Below are 18813 nucleotides of genomic sequence, written 5' to 3' on the forward strand. Positions count from 1 at the left end.
AGCAATGTTATTAATGTGGGGCTTTATTACACTCCTGACGCTGGCAGTGATTTTCCTGATCTGGTTGCAGTTCAATCAGGTTGATACTGGTCCTGAGTTTGAGGGAGTTGCGGTCGAGCAAAAGGTCGCAAATCTGGAAGATAATCTGAAAAAGACGCTGGAAATTATGCAAGATCTGGCAAAGAAGATGCATGTTCAGCAGGAAGTGCTGGATCAGACCACGACCAAGCTAAAACAGGTTGAGCTACAAAATGCCGAGCTAGTACATCTGCTGGCAAAAGTGGTAGAACCCAAGCAATAATTGATGGAATTAATATTCTGATTGAGCAGCCTAAATGAGTAGGCTGCGTAAAACTGCTGCGGAAATCATACTGATCAGGATGGTGGGCAGCATACCAAAGCGTGATGCAACAAATAAGGTCAAGACAATTCTAATCAGATCCGCCGGATTGTCCTTTAGAAAATATGGGGTAATCATCGAAATCAGCACACAGCCTGGCATGATTGCCAGAATTTTACGTTGCCGATTGTTTAAGGTTTTATTCTTTAATAAGGCATAGCCGAGTATTCGAGTGCAGTAAGTCGTCAGAGCAATCAATATGATTGCGATAAAAGTACTCATCTGAATCATGCTTCATCCTCCTGAATCAACCAGAAAGCAGAAGCAATCCCAGCAAGTGCACCAATCAGCACATACCAGTTGCCAGGCAGGTACAGATAAGCTAGCGCGGCGCAAATAAAACTGACCAGCCAAGGCCGGGCTTCACTAAAACCTTTCCACATGCCTCTCAGCAAGACCAGCACAATCGCAGGGAAGGCCATATCAAAACCAAAAAGGTTAATATCGCCTAACACTGGTCCCATCAAGGCACCTAGCGTGGTAAAACCAACCCACGCCAGATACAGCACAAAACACAGCCCGGCATAATAGGCCATACTAAAAGCATGACGTAAACCAAACTGTGCCAGTCGACGCTGTGCATCTGCCAAACCAAAGGCCCAGCTTTCATCTACCATGAAGAATAAAGCGGAATAAACTTTTCGGTTGGGAAGATGTCTTAAATAAGGCACCAAAGTTGCACCGAGCAGGATATAACGGCTGTTAATCAGAAAAGTAATAAAGATTAGGGTTAGTAGATGTGGTGGATCTGTCCAGGCTTCTAAGATCGCAAACTCGGAACCGCCAGCAAAGTTCAGCCCGGTTAGTAAAGGCACTTCAATCAGGCTAAAACCTTTCTGATTTGCAAGTGCACCCAAGACCAGTGCTAGAGGAACCACACCCAGCAGAATAGGCATACAGTCTTTCACACCACGTTGGAATTCACTCATAGGTGTTGCATCAAAATGAGTGGACTGTGGTTGAATGGAAGACATAGATGTGGTCTGAATTTACTGTCATAAAGAACTATTATTTTATAAGAAGTGCAGGGAGGTTGTACGGTTAATTTAAATCCTGCCTAACGCATGCTGTTTTCTTAGACATTCAGCTCCGTCTATAGAACTTTAGAACTTTTATGCTGGATTATTTTTAAGCATTTAAGGTTATTTTTGTGAAGTGCTTCCTGGTTGTTTAGGATAGAAAATAATTTAAGACGAGAATATGAAGTTTATTTTTATGGCATAAATATGATTTAAAAACATATTGATAGAATGGGTTTTTATATTTCAAAAATAGGATTAACTTCAGCCTTTATGGCTTGATTTAAATTATCGATATAAGTCATTTGATCAGTCAGAGAAAATTATAAAAATTGCGATGCACAGCCTAAACGATCGTGCTAGACTAGGAGAAATCGGGTGTGCTCCCGATTTTTTTATGCGGATTTGTTCCGCGCTGACAAGAATTTAGGTTTACAACATGCCCATTTCAGAGACATGGTTATTACCTGATGGTGTAGCTGATGTATTACCAGAACAAGCGCAAGTCATAGAATCTTTGCGCCGTAAGTCACTGGATTTCCTCGCATCTCGAGGTTATCAGCTGGTGTACACGCCATTCATTGAATACATTGAATCTCTATCTTCTCTCTCAGAATCGAATCAGGATTTAGACTTAGCCACTTTTAAAGTGATCGACCAGCTTTCTGGGCGTTTACTTGGTGTGCGTGCCGATATGACACCACAAGTGGCTCGTATCGATGCGCATGTACATCCAGTTGAAGGTGTGGCTCGTTACTGCTATGCAGGTACGGTTCTCCATACTAAACCGCAGGGTTTTAACACGACACGTGCGCCGCTACAGCTGGGTGCAGAATTGTTCGGTTCAGACAGTATTGATGCTGATGTAGAAATGATTGACCTGATGGTGAGTCTGATTCAGGAATCAGGTCTGGCGGATGGCATTCATCTTGACTTGGGTCATGTCGGTCTGTTCCGTAGCCTGGTTGCTCAAGCGGGCTTAAGCAAGGCTGCTGAACGTCAATTGTCTGATCTGTATCAGCGTAAAGCATTGCCAGAGCTGCAAGAGTTCACTGCAACACTGAACCATGGTCAAGATTTCTATGTATTGGGTCGCTACGCAAGTGACTTGAATGCATTACAAACACAACTCAGTGCAGAAGTACTGGCAAATCCAGACTTTAAACAGGCACTGGATGCATTGATTACCACTCAACAGGAAATTCAGGCACGCTGGCCGAATCTGGAAATTGGCGTCGATGTGGTTGAACTGCGTTCTTATCATTACCACACTGGCCTGATGTATGCCGTGTATGCACCAAACCGTGCTGCACCACTGGCACAAGGTGGTCGTTATGACGGTATTGGTCAACATTTTGGTCGTGCCCGTCCTGCAACCGGTTTCTCTTGTGACTTGTACTCATTGAGCGCAGGCAAGTTTGAAACTGCACAGATTATTGTTGCACCTAAAGGCAGTGATGCAGCGTTACTGAATGCGATTCAGATAACACGTGCACAAGGCTTAAGTGTAATTCAGTTATTGGGTAATGATGATTTAAACTCGGTACCGTATGCAACTCACCAGCTGGTGAATGTGGACGGTGAGTGGACAGTCGAAACAATTTAATGGTCAGGCTCAGTATTCATGTCGCTGAGCCAGGCTTTTCAACTTTAACAGCATGATGTAATGAGGCTATTATGGGCAAGAATGTTGTGGTACTTGGTACCCAATGGGGCGACGAAGGTAAGGGTAAAATCGTTGACCTGCTCACAGATCAAGCGGCAGCGGTCGTTCGTTACCAAGGCGGACATAACGCAGGTCATACACTTGTAGTTGGTGGTAAGAAAACTGTATTACACCTCATTCCATCGGGTATTTTACGTGAAAACGTATTGTGCTTAATTGGTAACGGTGTGGTTCTTTCACCTGAAGCGCTCATCAAAGAGATGGATATTCTTGAGAAAGAAGGCGTGCCAGTACGTGAACGTCTACGTATTTCTCCAAACTGTCCGTTGATTCTTCCTCACCACATCGCACTTGATCAAGCGCGTGAAATCAAACGTGGTAATGCGAAAATCGGTACAACTGGTCGTGGTATCGGTCCTGCTTACGAAGATAAAGTTGCTCGTCGTGCAATTCGTGTTGCTGACTTGGTACGTGGTGGTGAACATCTGAAAGCTCAGCTTGAAGAATTGCTTGAATACCATAACTTCCAATTGACTCAATTCTTCGGCGTTGAAGCAGTTAAAGTTGAAGACGTACTTGCGCTTTGTGACGAATGGCGCAAAGTGATTGCCCCTATGGTAATCGACGTAACTGGCGAACTTCATGCTTACCGTAAAGCTGGCAAGAAAATCATGTTTGAAGGCGCGCAAGGTTCATTGCTTGACGTTGACCACGGTACATACCCGTACGTGACTTCTTCAAATACAACTGCTGGTGGCGTAAGCTCTGGTTCAGGTCTTGGTCCATTACACCTTGACTATGTACTCGGTATTACTAAAGCGTATACGACTCGTGTAGGTGCAGGTCCATTCCCAACTGAGTTGGTATATGACGCTGCAACTGATACAGGTGATGCGATTGGTAAACACTTAGGTACTGTTGGTTCAGAATTTGGTGCGTCTACTGGCCGTCAACGCCGTTGTGGTTGGTTCGATGCTGAAATCCTGCGTCGTTCAGTAGAAGTGAACTCACTTTCTGGTATTTGCTTGACTAAACTTGACGTTCTTGACGGTTTAGAAGAAGTGAAAATCTGTGTAGGTTACGAAGCTGCTGATTCTGGTTGTGTAGGTTCTTCTGATGCGCTTGCATTCGAAACTTTAAAACCGATCTACGAAACTATGCCAGGCTGGTCTGAGTCTACTTTCGGTGCGAAATCACTAGATCAGTTGCCACAAGCTGCAATTAACTATGTGAAACGTCTTGAGCAATTGATTGAATGTCCAATCGACATCATTTCAACTGGTCCAGATCGTGAAGAAACGATCGTTCTTCGCCATCCATTTGATGCTTAATTCTTTAAGCTAAAAATGAGAAAAACCCTGTGAATTTCACAGGGTTTTTTTATTGCATAAACATAAGAAAATGCTAGCTCGCGACTAAAGTTGCATCGCAGAATGATGTGTATTGTCGCTGTGCTTGTTAGAATAAATATTAAAGAAAATCTAAGAGTTTGCAGGATGCAAAAAAATATCTCGGCAACCATGTTCTATTCGTTGCTGTTTGCCATGGGTGGGGCACCAACCATTGCCATGCTGATTATTCGTGCCCAAACTGATAATCCTGAAATTATTTATAATGCGCTGGTTGGCTTAAGTGTGATTATTGCCTGCATCTTGGTGCCAGTAATCCTGATCCAGAATGCGATTTTATATGCCAAGCGTAAAAGTGAAACTCTCGAACTGAAGATTAAACCCTTGAGCCAGTTTTATCTGGTTTTAAATGTACTTTGTCTAATTTATTGGCTTGGCATACAATTCATCACCTGAAATATTACATAAATGCTAAAAAGATGAAGTAATTACACGTTTAAGCTATAGCGATGTTTCAATTATAATTTTTATCAAGTATTGTGCCTTGAAACTGGGGTGGAGATTCGATAATGAAAAATAAATTTTTGTTTGGCATGTGTGCGGCAACAGTAGTGACTTTATCAGGTTGTACCACTGTTGCTGATATGGCGGGCGCGGATACATCAACGTTGAATGCTGTAGCGACCCAAGGCTTCAACAAGACCGTTCAGGAAGCGCGTGCTGCCAATACACTGGATACGTCTTCTGCTACCTATAGCCGCATCAATGCCGTATTTAATAAATTACGTCCTTATGCCGACCAGCTGAACCAGACCGGAACCAAATTCGACTGGCAGCTGGCTGTGCTGAAATCTGATCAGGTAAATGCTTATGTAGCGCCAGGCGGTAAGGTGGTGTTCTATACAGGTATCGTCAGCAAATTGAATCTGACTGATGCCGAAATTGCTGCAGTCATGGGCCATGAGATGGTGCATGCGTTAGAAGAGCATTCTAAACAAAAAATTGGCGCTCAAGCTTTAACTGACTTGGCTTTAGGAATCGGCTTAAGTGCAGCAGGTGTGGGACAGGGTGGTGCAGCAGCTGCACAGTTGGGTAGCCAGATTGGTATCGGCTTACCTTACTCACGTAACCTGGAAAGCCGTGCTGACCAAGGTGGCTTAATGTTGATGGCACGTGCGGGTTATAACCCGAATGCAGCGATTACCCTTTGGGAAAAAATGAACAAGCAAACCAGCAGTGGTGTTGCGTTCTTATCAACTCACCCATCAAACAGTCAGCGTATTGGCGCAATGCGTCAAAATCTGCCAGCGGCAATGCAGATTTATAATCAACGTAAATAATCGTTGCTTGAATCATAAAAAGCAGGGCAGTCGCTCTGCTTTTTTATTGCCGGATAAAAGATACGGGCAATAAAAAAGGCAAAGTTTTCACTTTGCCTTTTTCACTTCAGATCAATAGATCTTAGTGGTGGTGACCGCCTGCACCGTGTACGTGACCGTGGTCAAGTTCTTCTTGAGAAGCTTCACGGATTTCTACGATTTCAACGTCGAAAGTCAGGTCTTGGCCAGCAAGTGGGAAGTTCGCATCAACCACAACGTTTTCGCCTTCAACTGCTTTAACAGTTACGATTTGAACGCCGTCATCAGTTTGTGCTTGGAATTGCATACCAGGTTGGATGTTGTCCACGCCTTGGAACATTTTCGCAGGAACTTCTTGAACTAGTTCTGGGTTGTATTCGCCATAACCTTCAGCTGCTGGAACAGTTACAGTGAATTTGTCGCCTACAGTTTTACCAAGTAGTGCATTTTCAAGGCCAGGAATGATGTTGCCTGCACCATGCAAATATGCAAGTGGTTCACCTTGAGATTTATCGAGAGTTTCACCCTCTGCGTTAGTCAATGTGTAGTGGAAAGAAACCACGAGGTCATTTGCAACTGCAGTCATGATATTGATCCAATCAAATTTTTTAAGTGATACATCATAAAGTGAAATTGAGTTTTTGTAGACTAAAATTAGCAAAAAAAATGCAATTTCATTATATAAATGCTGGTTTTTTCATTAATTGGGGCGTATCTGTAAATTTCAATGCAATTTTAACTTCGGAGAGATTTTTCTTGTAACGAAGTCCTTTACCGTCAGTACCCCAGCCTGAGTATAGCCCAGGATTGTGGCCTGATGCAGCCGGTATAAGGAAACATACATCGACTTGGCGACGAAGCCCTGCACATTGACCTGACCCAGTAATTCACCTACGGCTTTATTTTCACTTAAGGACACCAGGGAGCCTTTATCTGAGAAATTGAACATGGGTAACTGAGTCTCACCATTGACCCGTAACCGCAAAGAATTAGCAAGGAAACTGGCCTGCTGACTGGCAACCTGTGCACGTGGTCCTAAGACCGGTTCATCGGCTCTTGGTTTGCAATGCGCGCAATCTCCAAAGGCAAATACATTCGGATCTGTGGTGGTCTGTAAAGTCGCATACACTTTCAGACGGTTGATATTGTCTCTTTCCAGTCCTTCCAGTTGGGTGAGTACCTCAGGCGCTTTGATCCCGGCTGCCCAGACTTTGACTTCTGCTTCCAGACTCGAGCCATCTGCAAAGTGAATATGATCTTCATCCACCTTAGCTACACGATGCTGAGTTAGTACATCAATACCCAGCTGTTTAAGCTGCTTCATGGTGTGCTCAGCAACTTTGGGAGATAGGGCAGGAAGAATACGATCTGCAGCTTCAATCAGGGTGATTTTGACCTTGTTCGGATCGATCTTGTTGAGACCATATTTATGAAAATTATTTTTGGTTGAAACCAGTTCTGCCGCCAGTTCAACGCCTGTCGCACCGGCACCAATAATGGCAATTTTCAATTCACGGCTATCCGCTTCATGCTGGGCATTTAAGTAAAGGTGCAGCAGGTCCTGCTGGAAAACATCGGCCTGTTCACGGCTGTCGAGGAAATGACAGAACTGTTTTACCCCTTTGGTATTAAAATCGTTTGAAGTTGAGCCTAAAGCTAACACCAAGGTGTCATAGTCAATATTTCTATTTTTGGTCGGTTGTGCTTTTTTAGAGAAGTACTCAGTTTCCACTAAGATCTGTTTGGCTTCACGATCGATATTTTTAAATGTACCCAAGACAAATTCATAATGATTTGCTGCAGCATGGGCAAAGTAATTGGTTTCTTCTTCATGCGGATTGAGCGTACCAGCTGCAACTTCGTGAAGCAGAGGTTTCCAGATATGAGTCAGCTTCTGGTCGATCAGCGTGATCTGTGCCTTGCCATTTCTGCCTAGAGTTTGTCCTAACTGAGTCGCCAGTTCCAGACCACCGGCACCACCACCTACAATCACAATTTTATGTGCTGTCATACGTTATTAACCTATTTATTTTTTTAATGAAATAGAACGAAAACATACTATGACAGGCAGAAAAGAAGGTCTTGATAAGAATTGTTATACAGCTTACAAAATGTAGCAATTCAAGGATATAACCTAATAGTATCTATGGAAAGGATTGTTTATTGCAAAATGAGTAAGAATACTAGGCAATAAAAAAGGATGGCTTATTGATAGAATTGCCATCCTTTTTAATCACAAATTTTATTTTGTAATTGGATACAGTTTGACGTCTGCAGTACTGCTTGAGAACAGGCTAGATAACCATTGCAGGAACTTTTCAAAGAAATTGGCTTCTTCAATATCAACCTGATCTTCAATTAAAATGGTACGGATCAGCTGATCATTCTGATAGACATTTACTGTCGCCAGTTGCATGACTTTCGCTAATGGCGCAGTCAATTTGTTTTCAGTCACTTCAATGTTTAGGTGAGTCTGAGTTTCACGTAATGGCTCAATGCTTTGCAGAACACCGTTACCTGTATCCAGCATCACACGTTGCGTGCTTTGGTCAAACTGGTTCAGGTCAATGCTATAGCTTTGATCATAGAGTGAAGTGGTAATCAGTTCTGGCTGTTTGGTCTCCACCTTAAACATTTTTAAGGTAGATTGAACCACAGGAAGTTCAGCTAGCACCTGCTTGTCTTTAAGTGCCACTTCATTGCGGGTATAGGTATACGCCAGGTTCATGAGCTTATGTGCAACTTCAGCTCGTTTTACACCGCTTTTAGTGCTCAGCACCACCACAATCAGGCGACGGTTAGGCATGTTCATTTCGATGCTTGGACGGATCGCAGTTGCAGCCAGGTTATAACCTGCGGCACGAGTAAAGCCAGTTTTCAAACCATCGACTGTAGGGTCCATCTTCAGCAATAGGTTTGTAGCACGGTGAAAGCGCTGGTTATAAGTGAAACTTGGTTGCTTGGAATAGTATAGATAGTCCGGGGTTTCATTGACTAAGGCTTGAGATAGTTTGGCTAAGTCAGCTGCCGTGGAGTAGTGCTCAGGCATGGTTACACCGGGTGGATTCTGGAAATGGGAATGGGTCATTCCTAAAGCTTGTGCTTCCTTGTTCATACGCTCGACAAACTTGGGTACGCTACCAGAAATTCTTTCTGCCAAAGTCACTGCAGCATCATTGGCAGACATTACAATCAAGCCAGCCAATAACTGATCTACGGAAATTTGCTCACCTTCTTTCAGGTACATCTGGGATTCATCCCACATCACCATATTCACCACAGGTGTCGCCGTAATTATTTCACTTTTACTTAATCTTCCTGCCTGAATTTCTTTTAAAGTGATATAGGCCACCATCATTTTGGTCAGGGAAGCTGGGGCACGTTGCAGGTCTTCATTGTGCGATGCAATGGTCTGACCGGTCTGACTGTCCAGAATGGTCCAAGCTTCGGCTTCAACGCTTTCAGGATTAATATTCAGTAGGGCAGCATGCGAAATTGCGGACACAAAAATGCACAATGTCGCAATCAGTGAGATGATAAATTTCAAGGGGGTTCCTTATTCGACCAATCCGTTGGCGAGCAAAAAAATTTTAGGCATGCTAAGCCTTTTTTTTTGCAATGACTAGTGCTCATTGTAGACATTTAAGACACTTCCGCAATGTATTGGAAAAAAATGTTAAGCTTAGCCATAACACATTCTAATTTATTTTGAATCGCCCATTATGTTGCATTATCAAATCGAATTTGACGATTATCGTCAGCATCTTGTTCACGTGACTGTTCGCTTTTTAGCAGACCCTACACAGGTGTTGTCTTTGCCAACGTGGATTCCGGGCAGTTATCTGATTCGTGAATTTTCTAAACACATTGAAGGGGTAAAAGCCTTTGATGAAGCTGGCCGTCAGCTGAAAATTCAGAAATTTGAAAAGAATAAATGGCGTCTGTTCAATACCGACCATGAACTAATCACGGTTGAGTACGATGTCTATGCCTATGACCTGTCGGTGCGCGGTGCTTATGTTGATGAAACGCGTCTATATGTGAACCCAGCCTGTGCCTGCATAGGACTGGAAGGTCAAGAAAATAAGGCCATTGAAGTTGAAATCTTCCTACCGGATGAATTGAAGCACTTCCAGTTGGCTACGGGCATGGCATCCAAGAGTCTGGTCAAAGGCCGTTATACGCTTAAAGCAGAAAACTATGCTGAACTGATCGATTCGCCATTTGAATTGGCAGAACAGAGCCGATTCAGCTTTGAAGCCAATGGTATTCCACATGAGTTCGTGGTTTCTGGCAAACATGAGATGAATGCTGAGCGTATGCAGCAGGATCTGGAAAAGATCTGTAGTACTGAAATTTCCATGTTCGGTTCAGTGCCATTTAGTAACTATACTTTTATGACCATGGCAACGGGCAACAGTTATGGCGGTCTGGAACATCCAAACTCAACTAGCCTGATTACGCCACGTGGTGATCTACCGAAAGCCAATGAGCCGGAAGAGCCATCTAAGGATTATCAACGTTTCTTGGGGCTATGCAGTCACGAATATTTCCACTCGTGGTTGGTAAAATTTATTCGTCCTGAAAACTTTGTGAATTATGATCTGAATCAGGAAGGCTATACCTCTTTGCTTTGGATCTTTGAAGGCTTCACGTCTTATTATGATGACCTGATCCTGCTACGCAGTGGCGTGATTAACCAAGAGTCATATATTGCTTTGCTGAAAGCTCAGATTGACCGTTATTTGCAAAATCCAGGTCGTTTTATTCAAAGCGTATCTGAGTCGAGCTTTGATGCTTGGGTGAAATTTTACCGTCAGGATGAAAACTCAAATAATGCTGGCACCAGTTACTACAACAAAGGTTGTTTGGTTGCGCTTTGCTTGGATTTAGGTTTGCGTTTACGTGGTTCAAGTCTTGATGCCTTAATGCGTAAGCTGTATGAAAATGCGCAAAATGGCGTTCAGGTCAATGAGCGTACTATTTTCGAATTATGTGAAGAATTGACTGGCGACAACTGGTTAGAACAGATCAATCATCTGATCAATACCACAGAAGAATTACCACTAGATCAGTTATTCCCTGAATTTGGTCTGTGCTATACCCTGAAAAATGACAAGTCTCTGCCATTTGGTCTAAAATTGGTTGATAAGCCTGAAGGTGTATTAATTCAATCGGCTCGTCGTGATAGTGCCGCCGCGAAAGCCGGCCTGTCAGCTAATGATGTGATCATTGCGATTGATGGTCTGAAAGCGACAATAAAACTTGCTGAGAAATATGCGAAGCAGGAAGGGACTTATACTGTTCATGCATTCCGTCGTGATGAGCTAATGACTTTTGAAGTTCCAGCGGCAGGTTCTGAACTGACTGAAGTTGAATTGAAAATTGAAGATCAAGCTAAAGCTGAGAAGTGGTTGAAAGCTTGATTTAGCATTTGCTGATTTAAAAAACCGGTGTTGATGCACCGGTTTTTTATTGCTAGGTAGAAATTTTATGACAATATAATAAGGATTAAAATTAATTAATTATCAATTATTTTTTAATAAATAATTTAGAAAAATAATAATATTATTAGTACAATATTTGTGTGATTTTGGGGGTCAAATGAAAATAATCGCTTTAAAAAAAATGTTTTTAATTAGTATGGTATGTGCTTATGTTCCAGTAGCTGGAGCTAGTAAGTGGTCTGAAGCTTTGGCTCAAGCGGGTAATATATTGCAACAGGTTAATGAAGTTGCTCAATATGCAAATAAAGTAAAAAGTGGAGCTATAGCGCCTAATGGAATGGATGAAATTGGAGCTTTATCATCAGTTAAAGTTGCAACAGATGCTAATGCTCTAAACAAAGGGTATTTTATAGATCCTTTAACGAATTTAACTTGGAGTCGTTGCCCAGTTCCGATGACATGGAATGGTTCGGGCTGCGTAGGTGAAACTGTTTATGCTATTTTTAATTATCGGCAGGTATTGGCGACAGTGAATGAAATGAATGCCAAAAACTATGCAGGTTATTCGGATTGGCGCTTACCTACTCTCAATGAAGTTTTATTAACTACATATGGAACTACAAAGCAAGGAACAGTTTTAAATAAAAGAAATGTTCGTGGGCTTGATATTTGGAAAAATAAGCTGATACGAGTTGGTCAAATTATTAATGGTGAATGTACGATTGGTTGTACATGGGGGAATCCATGGACATCATCAAATATGGTAACTGGTGCAGGACAAGAGTTTGCATATTTAAATTTATCACGAGCAGATTTATATGGAGAAATCTATGATCCCAATGAAACTGTTACAGTAGGCGATGGTATTGAATATGCGACGTATGATAGTGGACGAAGTGCACAAGAAGCTGTAGTTCGCTTAGTGCGTGGTGGAAATGGTCCTCAAGACAATGGTTTGAGTGCAGTAAAACAATATCAAACAGAACAAAGTGCTCGTTCAGCTGCATTTAATCAGGCATATGATCAAGCACAAGCTGAAACGAAACAATGCCAAAAAGAAAAAAACGCAGTGTGGCGTAAAAATATCAAAGTAGGCGATGTTTCTGATAAGGGAGGAGTAATAGCTGTTAATGGACCAATTATTACTGTGAATCTTAAAGATGGTAGCTTTAAAAACTTCACTCCATCACAATTGGAGAATGCACTAGAAAATACATTTTGTATGAGTAAGCAGTTCGAAGTGATTAAGCAATTTGAATAAATCAAATGTATTTTCTGAAGAATTTATGTGTTGATAACCGATGCCTATTCATCGGTTTTTTATTAAATATAGGAGGCAGACAATAGAGTAAAAAACACACTTACGTGGGCTTTAATTTAAATACTAAAAATTAACCGCGATTATGTCCATCTAGTGCCTTGGTATTTGAATACGTTGAACCATTGTTTCATGCTGGAGTTGGTGATGGTTAGATAATTAATATTTCTTAGCATTAATTAGTTTAAGTCCTTAATTCCCTCGATACGTTGAATATCCATAAGAACTTAACAACAGTGGAATATGGTAATGCTCCAAAGTACCATCGATTACAAATACGACCGGTACTTCAGGAAAGAATGTCCGTTGATTCTTTTCCTTAAACCAGTCACCAGTTTTAAAAGTGACTTTATAGATACCTTTTTGTAGGGCAGTGTCCTTCGGATAAAACTCTTTAATCCGGCCATCCTTATCTGTTTTGGCTTCATTGAGCTTGACCCATTTCTCACCTTGTTGGGCTTCTAAAGTCACTGTGACATTGGAAGAAGGCAAGCCAGTTTCCTGATTTAATACGTGAACACTTAGTGGATTGGCAAAGCTAAAAGTTGAGAGGGTAGTTGCAGTTAAGGCAAAAATTATTCTTTTCATGAGACTCATCGCAAAATGAATACTTAAAATTATTCTAATAGACTGAAAAATAAAAACTATTGAAGTTGTGTAATAAAAAAGCCCACCGAAGTGAGCTTTATAGAGAAGCTATTAAAACTTAGCCACGACCGCGTCCGCGACCACGCGGCGCTTTGGTATTTGGACGTGTTGTACCATTGGTCTTACGACGCGGTTTTTCACCTTCTTCCAGTTGCCAAACGCGTGGTGTACCGGTTTTTTTCTTGGTACCGTCTTTATTCACTTTTTTGTTGATTGGCTTGCCGCCTGTACCACCCGGTTTTTTCACATAAGAACGTGAACGGTATGGCTCTTCTGCAGGCACCTCTTTAAAGTCAGGGTAAAGCAAAGGTTCGATTTCTTTGGTCTCACCCGGTTGCAGACCCAATTGTACCAAATCAATAGAACCGATTTTGGTACGGATCAAACGCAAAGTAGGGAAACCTACTGCTGCAGTCATACGACGTACCTGACGGTTACGGCCTTCACAGATTGAGATTTCTACCCATGACGTTGGTACTGAAGCACGGAAACGAACTGGAGGATCACGATCCCATAACCATTCTGGTTGCTGAACCTTGATTGCTTTTGCAGGTAAGGTAATGCCATCTTTCAGCTCAACACCTTTACGTAACTGCTCAAGCGCTTCTTCAGTCACGTCGCCTTCAACCTGAACCAGGTAAGTCTTGAATTTTTTATTGGCTGGGTTGGTAATGAACTGGTTTAAACCACCATGATCGGTCAGGAATACCAGACCTTCCGAGTCCATATCGAGACGACCCGCCAAACGCAGTGTTGGATCATCTACGAAATCAGACATCGTCATGTGTGCTTCGTCTTTACGAAACTGGGAGAGGACGTCATAAGGTTTGTTAAGAATGACGATTTTCATAGGAAAAGACTTCTATAATTACAAAAATTTGAAAATAAGCAGATTTCTTCGATTGGGGATAGTCGTGATCTCCCATTGAAATCTAAAAAACGGTGGATTTATATATGGGTATTATGAGGGAAGACGGCTTTAAAGTGTTGCTTATCTCGAAATATTTTTGAAACAGCTGGCATGTGAATCAACTTTTATTTCATTGAAGAAGGACCTAATTCAGTAATAAGCGTAAATAAAATTAAAGTTGAATCTGTTTTAAAATTAAACGAAACAGCTCTGCCTGAAAGATCGCATCCTGAAGCGCATTATGATTGCCTCTAGTTTGAGGCTTTAAAATTTCAATAATATTTTTTGCTCGTGTCTCTGACCAACGTCCACCAAATGCACCTAAATACAGAGATTTAATATCCAGAGAGGAGACTCCGAAAGGATTGTGACCTATAAATTTATGGAAATAATAGTTCATAAAAGACCAGTCAAAACCGGCATTAAATCCGACAAATATTGGTGTTTCAGATTTTGATAGATGCTGCTCAAGCCATGTAGCGCAATTCTGCATAGCTGTGATGGGATCTATCCCATTTTTTGCCAAATCTTCTAAATTGAAACTGGCCACTGCTAAAGCTTTCGGATCAGCTTTATAGGAAATAGGCTGTAATTCACAATAAAACTGGATATCAGGATGATCCACCAGGCACATGCCTATAGAAAGTAAATCGTATTCACCGGGGATCGGGCCAGAAGCTTCGATATCGACGGAAATAAAAATTTCTTTTTTCATGTTTATTCTTCTGGTGATGAATCATAGCTGGGGTGACTTTATTATGAGGGTATCGAACTTCACTATCTATTTAATAATTTTTACTCGCTTTGCTTAAGCAATTGATTTATTTTTGTTTAGAAAATTAGTATCTTAAACATTCAATAATAAAGAAGAATTTCTATGAAAAAATTAATTTTAGCTGGGGTCATTGGGTTAATTTCTGCATCTTCTCAGGCAAATTCACCTGTATATGGTTATCAAACCAAGCCATACAATATTGGAGTAGCTGTAGGTTACTCGGGCTTTAATTTAAAGTCACATGACTGGTTTGAAGATGAAGCTTTTAATGGAGCATTTATCAACTTGGAATATCACAGTCATCCACGCGCAAGTATCTGGGCTGAATATAGCTATCTGAAAGATAAGTTTTGGCTAAGTGAGGGGACAGTAGGCTATAAATATAAATTTTATGAAAATAATGAGGTTTATACCGCAGGCTCTTTAGGGGTCGGCTATGCATATATGGAAGATAAATTTAGTGAGGCAGATATTGGCAGAACCAAAGTTGAACTCAAATATATTACTGTTCCGCTTTATGCCGAGCTAGGTTTTAAACCTTCATCACAAGTCGATCTGTTTGGCACACTGGGCTATAAGTGGATGTATAACCGCAAGACTCGTATTTGTATAGATGGAGATTGTGCAGAAGGAAAACTGCATGAAGTCGATCTGAATGGATTAATTTATAAACTGGGTGTGCGTTACAACTTCTAAGATTAAAACCATTTTAAAAAGTTCAAATATAAATAAGTTGAATGAATGAGAAACAGGGAAATTTTGCTCCCTGTTTTTTCATGTAAGAACATGTATTTTACGTAACTTTAGAAATTAAAAATAATATTAAAGTCATTATTTTAGTTCTTTGACCTATTACATTCACGTATTTTGATACAGCTATACGGTTGGAATATTTTGCATACAAGCTAGAGTAAATCATGCAACTTTAAGTGATAGAGAATTCTCTCTTAGGAGCTTTTATGGCTAGATCTCAGGCAAAACATAAGCAAGTTCAGCAGAAGGACAAAAAGGATTCTATGCAGGACGAGGATCAACAGCAACAGCAGCAACCTCAAAAATCTAAACCATCACGGGCAAAAAAACGTAAATAGTCCATGATCTTGAATCGGTGATAATTACAACAAAACCCTCTTTTAGAGGGTTTTGTTGTAATAGGTGGAAATATTCTTCAAGGGAATCATCAACAAAAATTACAAGAACAGCACGTGTGATCAGATTGAATTGAATAAGATTATTTTAAGAAGAATGAATGAGAAATTGTAGTGCCGAATATAAGAGCTTCCTTAATCCTGATTGCAGTATTGATACTCTTGAGCGGCTGTCAGCCGCCGCCGTCTGGTGAGTCGGCAGGTTGGAAAAGCCCATATCTATATTGGCAATTGAGGAAAGAAGCTTTATCTCAACCTTTAACGATTCCAGTAGAAGGGGTAACGCAAAGACAGCTCAATGATACGTGGGGTGCTGCACGGAGTGCAGGCCGCAAGCACGAAGGAATAGATATCTTTGCCAAACGCGGTACACCTGTACTGAGTGCCACCAAGGGCATTGTCAGGAATATTGGAACCAATAATTTGGGTGGTAAAGTGATCTGGATAACCGGGCCGGAGCTGAGCCAACACTATTATGCGCATCTGGAGGATTATGCCGAACATATACAGGAAGGTGACTGGGTAGAAGCGGGTGAGGTAATTGCCTATGTGGGCAATACCGGTAATGCCAAAACCACACCGCCACATCTGCATTATGGGATTTATTTTAGCGGGCAAGGCGCGACCAATCCTTATCCTTATTTAAAAGCTGAAGAATTAAAATAAACGCTGCAATGTAAGATAAATGTAAAAGAATGCAATCTGAAAAGTGAAAAGCATAAAATAGCTTATCTCCCGCTGTTCCTGTTTTTATGAGTATTGCCTACCGTCCAGATATCGATGGCCTACGTGCTATTGCGGTATCTCTGGTTATTTTCAATCATTTAGGCTGGTCACTATTTTCTGGTGGCTACATTGGTGTAGATATCTTCTTTGTGATTTCAGGTTATCTGATCACTATTATCTTGACGCGTGATATTCAGTCCAAGCAATTCTCAATCGCCCGATTCTATAAAAAACGTGTAGTCCGTTTGGCACCGGCATATTTTACTGTACTCGCCGTTGTCAGCTTGATTGCCTGGCAGGTGATGCTGCCGGGTGAGCTGACTGAATATTTTAATAGTGTCATGTATGCCACGGTGCTCATTGCCAATATCTATATGCGTAATGAGGTAGGGGATTACTTTAGCCCGAATGTAGAAAATGTGCCGCTGCTACATTTATGGTCACTGGGGGTGGAAGAGCAGTTTTATATTTTCTGGCCTTTACTGTTATGGCTGTTTCTGGCCAAGGCATCACGTAAATATCTCTGGTTAATGATCAGTACCTTCATCATCGTTTTACTGGCTTATGCGCAATATCAACTGACTCAAAATCCAGCCAAGGCCTATTACAGCATGCCGGTACGGGCGTTTGAGTTACTGATTGGTGCACTGATCACCTGTCTACCACAGCCAAAACTACCGAAGAAATTACTGCAAAGTCTGGTCTGGTTTGGGGTGATTGTTCTATTTGCAGCAGCGATTTATTTTGATCAACAGACGCCATTTCCCGGTGTTATGGCACTGATTCCATGTCTGGCAACAGCAGTGGTTATTTATCTGGGACAATCTGTACCTTCAAGCAATTTCTTGCTGAGTAATCAGCTGAGTACCTGGATCGGGAAAATTTCATATCCGCTGTATTTATGGCACTGGCCGATTATTGTGCTATTCGGCATTTATATGCTGCCACTCAATACAGAAAATCAGATCATCATTATTCTGCTGTCGCTGCTGTTAGCTTTCCTGACCTATCGATTGGCTGAAAAACCATTAAAACGCTTTGTAATGGCGGCGAATTACAAAGTGATTATTCTGGGCTTTCTGATTCCTGCAACCAGCTTTATCGCCATTGCTCAAACTATTAAAAGCAATGAAAGTTTTCCGGATCGGTTTCCACCGTCAGTTTATGCTAAGCAGGAAGCATTGCATGCCTATGCGCATGTGATCCGCAGTAATTGTATGGATACTGATCCAAAAACTTTACCAGATGCTAAAGATTGTGTATTGGGGCAGAAAAAAGAGGATATTGATTTCCTATTAATTGGGGATTCGCATGCCAATGCTTATACTGCAATGCTGGATGAATGGGCCAAAGATGCAAATTTACGTGGTTATGACATTGCCCAAAGTTCAACTTTCTATTTGCCGGGCGTGCAGCGTTCTGAGTTAAAGCTAGGACGTTGGGAAGAACTGTCTAAGTTCCAGAAACGGAATGGTGCCATTACCGAGCATCTGTCTAACACCCATTATCCAATGATTATTCTAGCCGGTTCCTATGCGCCGTATTTTGGCGATGAGGTCAAACTCAAAGATGGCATTCATCAGAATAATGAGGAGATCTTTAAAGCAGGTTTGATGAAAGCTTTGGAAATTGCCCACAAAGCTGGTGATCATATCATTCTATTGAATGATATACCTCGTCTGGATTGGGAAGGTATACCATCAGATTGTAATATCCGTAATGAGATTCTACATCGGCATGCGCAATGTACGGTTTCAAGGAAGAGTTATGAAAATCATCTCAAAGTATTTAATCAGATTCTGGTTGAAGCAAAGCTGAAATATCCTGATTTGAAAATCATTGATCCGACCCAAGTCATTTGTGATCAGCAGAACTGTAGAATAATGCTGAATGATGTGCCTTTATATCGTTTGAAAGATGACAATCATATTAATGATCAGGGTTCACGCCAGTTAGGCATTGAATATCTGAAACAGTTTGGCAATCCATTGAAAGATTTAAATACCGAATAAAAGGCGTAAAAAAACCGCGTTCTTAAACGCGGTCTTT

Annotated in this window: 19 protein-coding genes; 11 read left to right on the top strand and 8 right to left on the bottom strand. The window is 41.4% G+C overall.

Annotated elements, in window-relative coordinates:
* Positions 1–4: 4 nt before the first annotated feature.
* Complete coding sequence (locus BS636_RS10675) at positions 5–301, top strand: hypothetical protein (RefSeq protein WP_099338742.1); 297 nt, start codon at positions 5–7, stop codon at positions 299–301.
* A 30-nt stretch (positions 302–331) separates the two neighbouring features.
* On the opposite strand, the gene BS636_RS10680 is transcribed toward BS636_RS10675, so the two are convergent.
* Positions 332–631, bottom strand: a complete 300-nt coding sequence (locus BS636_RS10680; RefSeq protein WP_099338743.1) for an AzlD family protein — start codon at positions 629–631, stop codon at positions 332–334.
* Complete coding sequence (locus BS636_RS10685) at positions 628–1374, bottom strand: AzlC family ABC transporter permease (RefSeq protein WP_099338744.1); 747 nt, start codon at positions 1372–1374, stop codon at positions 628–630. Before BS636_RS10685 ends, BS636_RS10680 begins: the two co-directional genes overlap by 4 nt.
* Before the next feature lie 484 nt (positions 1375–1858).
* Here BS636_RS10685 and BS636_RS10690 point away from each other — a divergent pair, with 484 nt between their 5' ends.
* The 4 genes from BS636_RS10690 to BS636_RS10705 all read left to right on the top strand — a co-directional run bounded on the left by BS636_RS10690 (position 1859) and on the right by BS636_RS10705 (position 5774).
* Positions 1859–3025 carry an ATP phosphoribosyltransferase regulatory subunit gene (locus tag BS636_RS10690; RefSeq protein ID WP_099338745.1) on the top strand — a complete coding sequence of 389 codons (1167 nt, stop codon included), beginning with the start codon at positions 1859–1861 and terminating at the stop codon, positions 3023–3025.
* A gap of 71 nt (positions 3026–3096) precedes the next feature.
* Positions 3097–4416, top strand: coding sequence for an adenylosuccinate synthase (locus BS636_RS10695; RefSeq protein WP_099338746.1), 1320 nt, complete (start codon positions 3097–3099; stop codon positions 4414–4416).
* 165 nt (positions 4417–4581) lie between these two features.
* Positions 4582–4890 carry a hypothetical protein gene (locus tag BS636_RS10700; RefSeq protein WP_099338747.1) on the top strand — a complete coding sequence of 103 codons (309 nt, stop codon included), beginning with the start codon at positions 4582–4584 and terminating at the stop codon, positions 4888–4890.
* Between the two features lie 113 nt (positions 4891–5003).
* Positions 5004–5774 (top strand): M48 family metallopeptidase, encoded by a 771-nt coding sequence (locus tag BS636_RS10705; RefSeq protein ID WP_099338748.1) that lies wholly within the window; start codon positions 5004–5006, stop codon positions 5772–5774.
* Positions 5775–5895: 121 nt separating this feature from the next.
* On the opposite strand, the gene slyD is transcribed toward BS636_RS10705, so the two are convergent.
* From slyD to BS636_RS10720, 3 genes are all read right to left on the bottom strand, one after another.
* Positions 5896–6378 carry a peptidylprolyl isomerase gene (slyD, locus tag BS636_RS10710; RefSeq protein WP_004892585.1) on the bottom strand — a complete coding sequence of 161 codons (483 nt, stop codon included), beginning with the start codon at positions 6376–6378 and terminating at the stop codon, positions 5896–5898.
* A gap of 138 nt (positions 6379–6516) precedes the next feature.
* Positions 6517–7803, bottom strand: coding sequence for an NAD(P)/FAD-dependent oxidoreductase (locus BS636_RS10715; protein ID WP_099338749.1), 1287 nt, complete (start codon positions 7801–7803; stop codon positions 6517–6519).
* A 231-nt stretch (positions 7804–8034) separates the two neighbouring features.
* Positions 8035–9339: a D-alanyl-D-alanine carboxypeptidase PBP6B gene (locus tag BS636_RS10720; protein WP_099338750.1), complete on the bottom strand. Its 1305-nt coding sequence runs from the start codon at positions 9337–9339 to the stop codon at positions 8035–8037.
* Positions 9340–9514: 175 nt separating this feature from the next.
* Between BS636_RS10720 and BS636_RS10725 the strand changes: the two genes are divergently transcribed.
* Positions 9515–11218 carry a M61 family metallopeptidase gene (locus tag BS636_RS10725; RefSeq protein ID WP_099338751.1) on the top strand — a complete coding sequence of 568 codons (1704 nt, stop codon included), beginning with the start codon at positions 9515–9517 and terminating at the stop codon, positions 11216–11218.
* Positions 11219–11396: 178 nt separating this feature from the next.
* Complete coding sequence (locus BS636_RS10730) at positions 11397–12500, top strand: DUF1566 domain-containing protein (protein ID WP_099338752.1); 1104 nt, start codon at positions 11397–11399, stop codon at positions 12498–12500.
* Between the two features lie 249 nt (positions 12501–12749).
* Here the strand turns inward: BS636_RS10730 and uraH are convergent, their stop codons facing one another.
* From uraH to BS636_RS10745, 3 genes are all read right to left on the bottom strand, one after another.
* Complete coding sequence (gene uraH / locus BS636_RS10735; RefSeq protein WP_099338753.1) at positions 12750–13145, bottom strand: hydroxyisourate hydrolase; 396 nt, start codon at positions 13143–13145, stop codon at positions 12750–12752.
* 118 nt (positions 13146–13263) lie between these two features.
* Positions 13264–14055, bottom strand: coding sequence for an rRNA large subunit pseudouridine synthase E (locus BS636_RS10740; protein WP_099338754.1), 792 nt, complete (start codon positions 14053–14055; stop codon positions 13264–13266).
* Between the two features lie 232 nt (positions 14056–14287).
* Complete coding sequence (locus BS636_RS10745; RefSeq protein ID WP_099338755.1) at positions 14288–14830, bottom strand: exonuclease domain-containing protein; 543 nt, start codon at positions 14828–14830, stop codon at positions 14288–14290.
* A gap of 162 nt (positions 14831–14992) precedes the next feature.
* Between BS636_RS10745 and BS636_RS10750 the strand changes: the two genes are divergently transcribed.
* From BS636_RS10750 to BS636_RS10760, 4 genes are all read left to right on the top strand, one after another.
* On the top strand, positions 14993–15586 hold the full coding sequence (locus tag BS636_RS10750; RefSeq protein ID WP_099338756.1) for a hypothetical protein: 594 nt from the start codon (positions 14993–14995) through the stop codon (positions 15584–15586).
* Between the two features lie 263 nt (positions 15587–15849).
* Entirely contained in the window at positions 15850–15981 is a 132-nt protein-coding gene (locus tag BS636_RS16570; protein WP_265735283.1) for a hypothetical protein, read from the top strand.
* A gap of 171 nt (positions 15982–16152) precedes the next feature.
* Complete coding sequence (locus BS636_RS10755) at positions 16153–16704, top strand: M23 family metallopeptidase (protein WP_099338757.1); 552 nt, start codon at positions 16153–16155, stop codon at positions 16702–16704.
* Positions 16705–16790: 86 nt separating this feature from the next.
* Complete coding sequence (locus BS636_RS10760) at positions 16791–18776, top strand: acyltransferase family protein (RefSeq protein ID WP_099338758.1); 1986 nt, start codon at positions 16791–16793, stop codon at positions 18774–18776.
* Positions 18777–18813 lie beyond the last annotated feature (37 nt).

It is taken from the genome of Acinetobacter sp. LoGeW2-3 (genome assembly GCF_002688565.1).
Taxonomy (GTDB): Bacteria; Pseudomonadota; Gammaproteobacteria; order Pseudomonadales; family Moraxellaceae; genus Acinetobacter.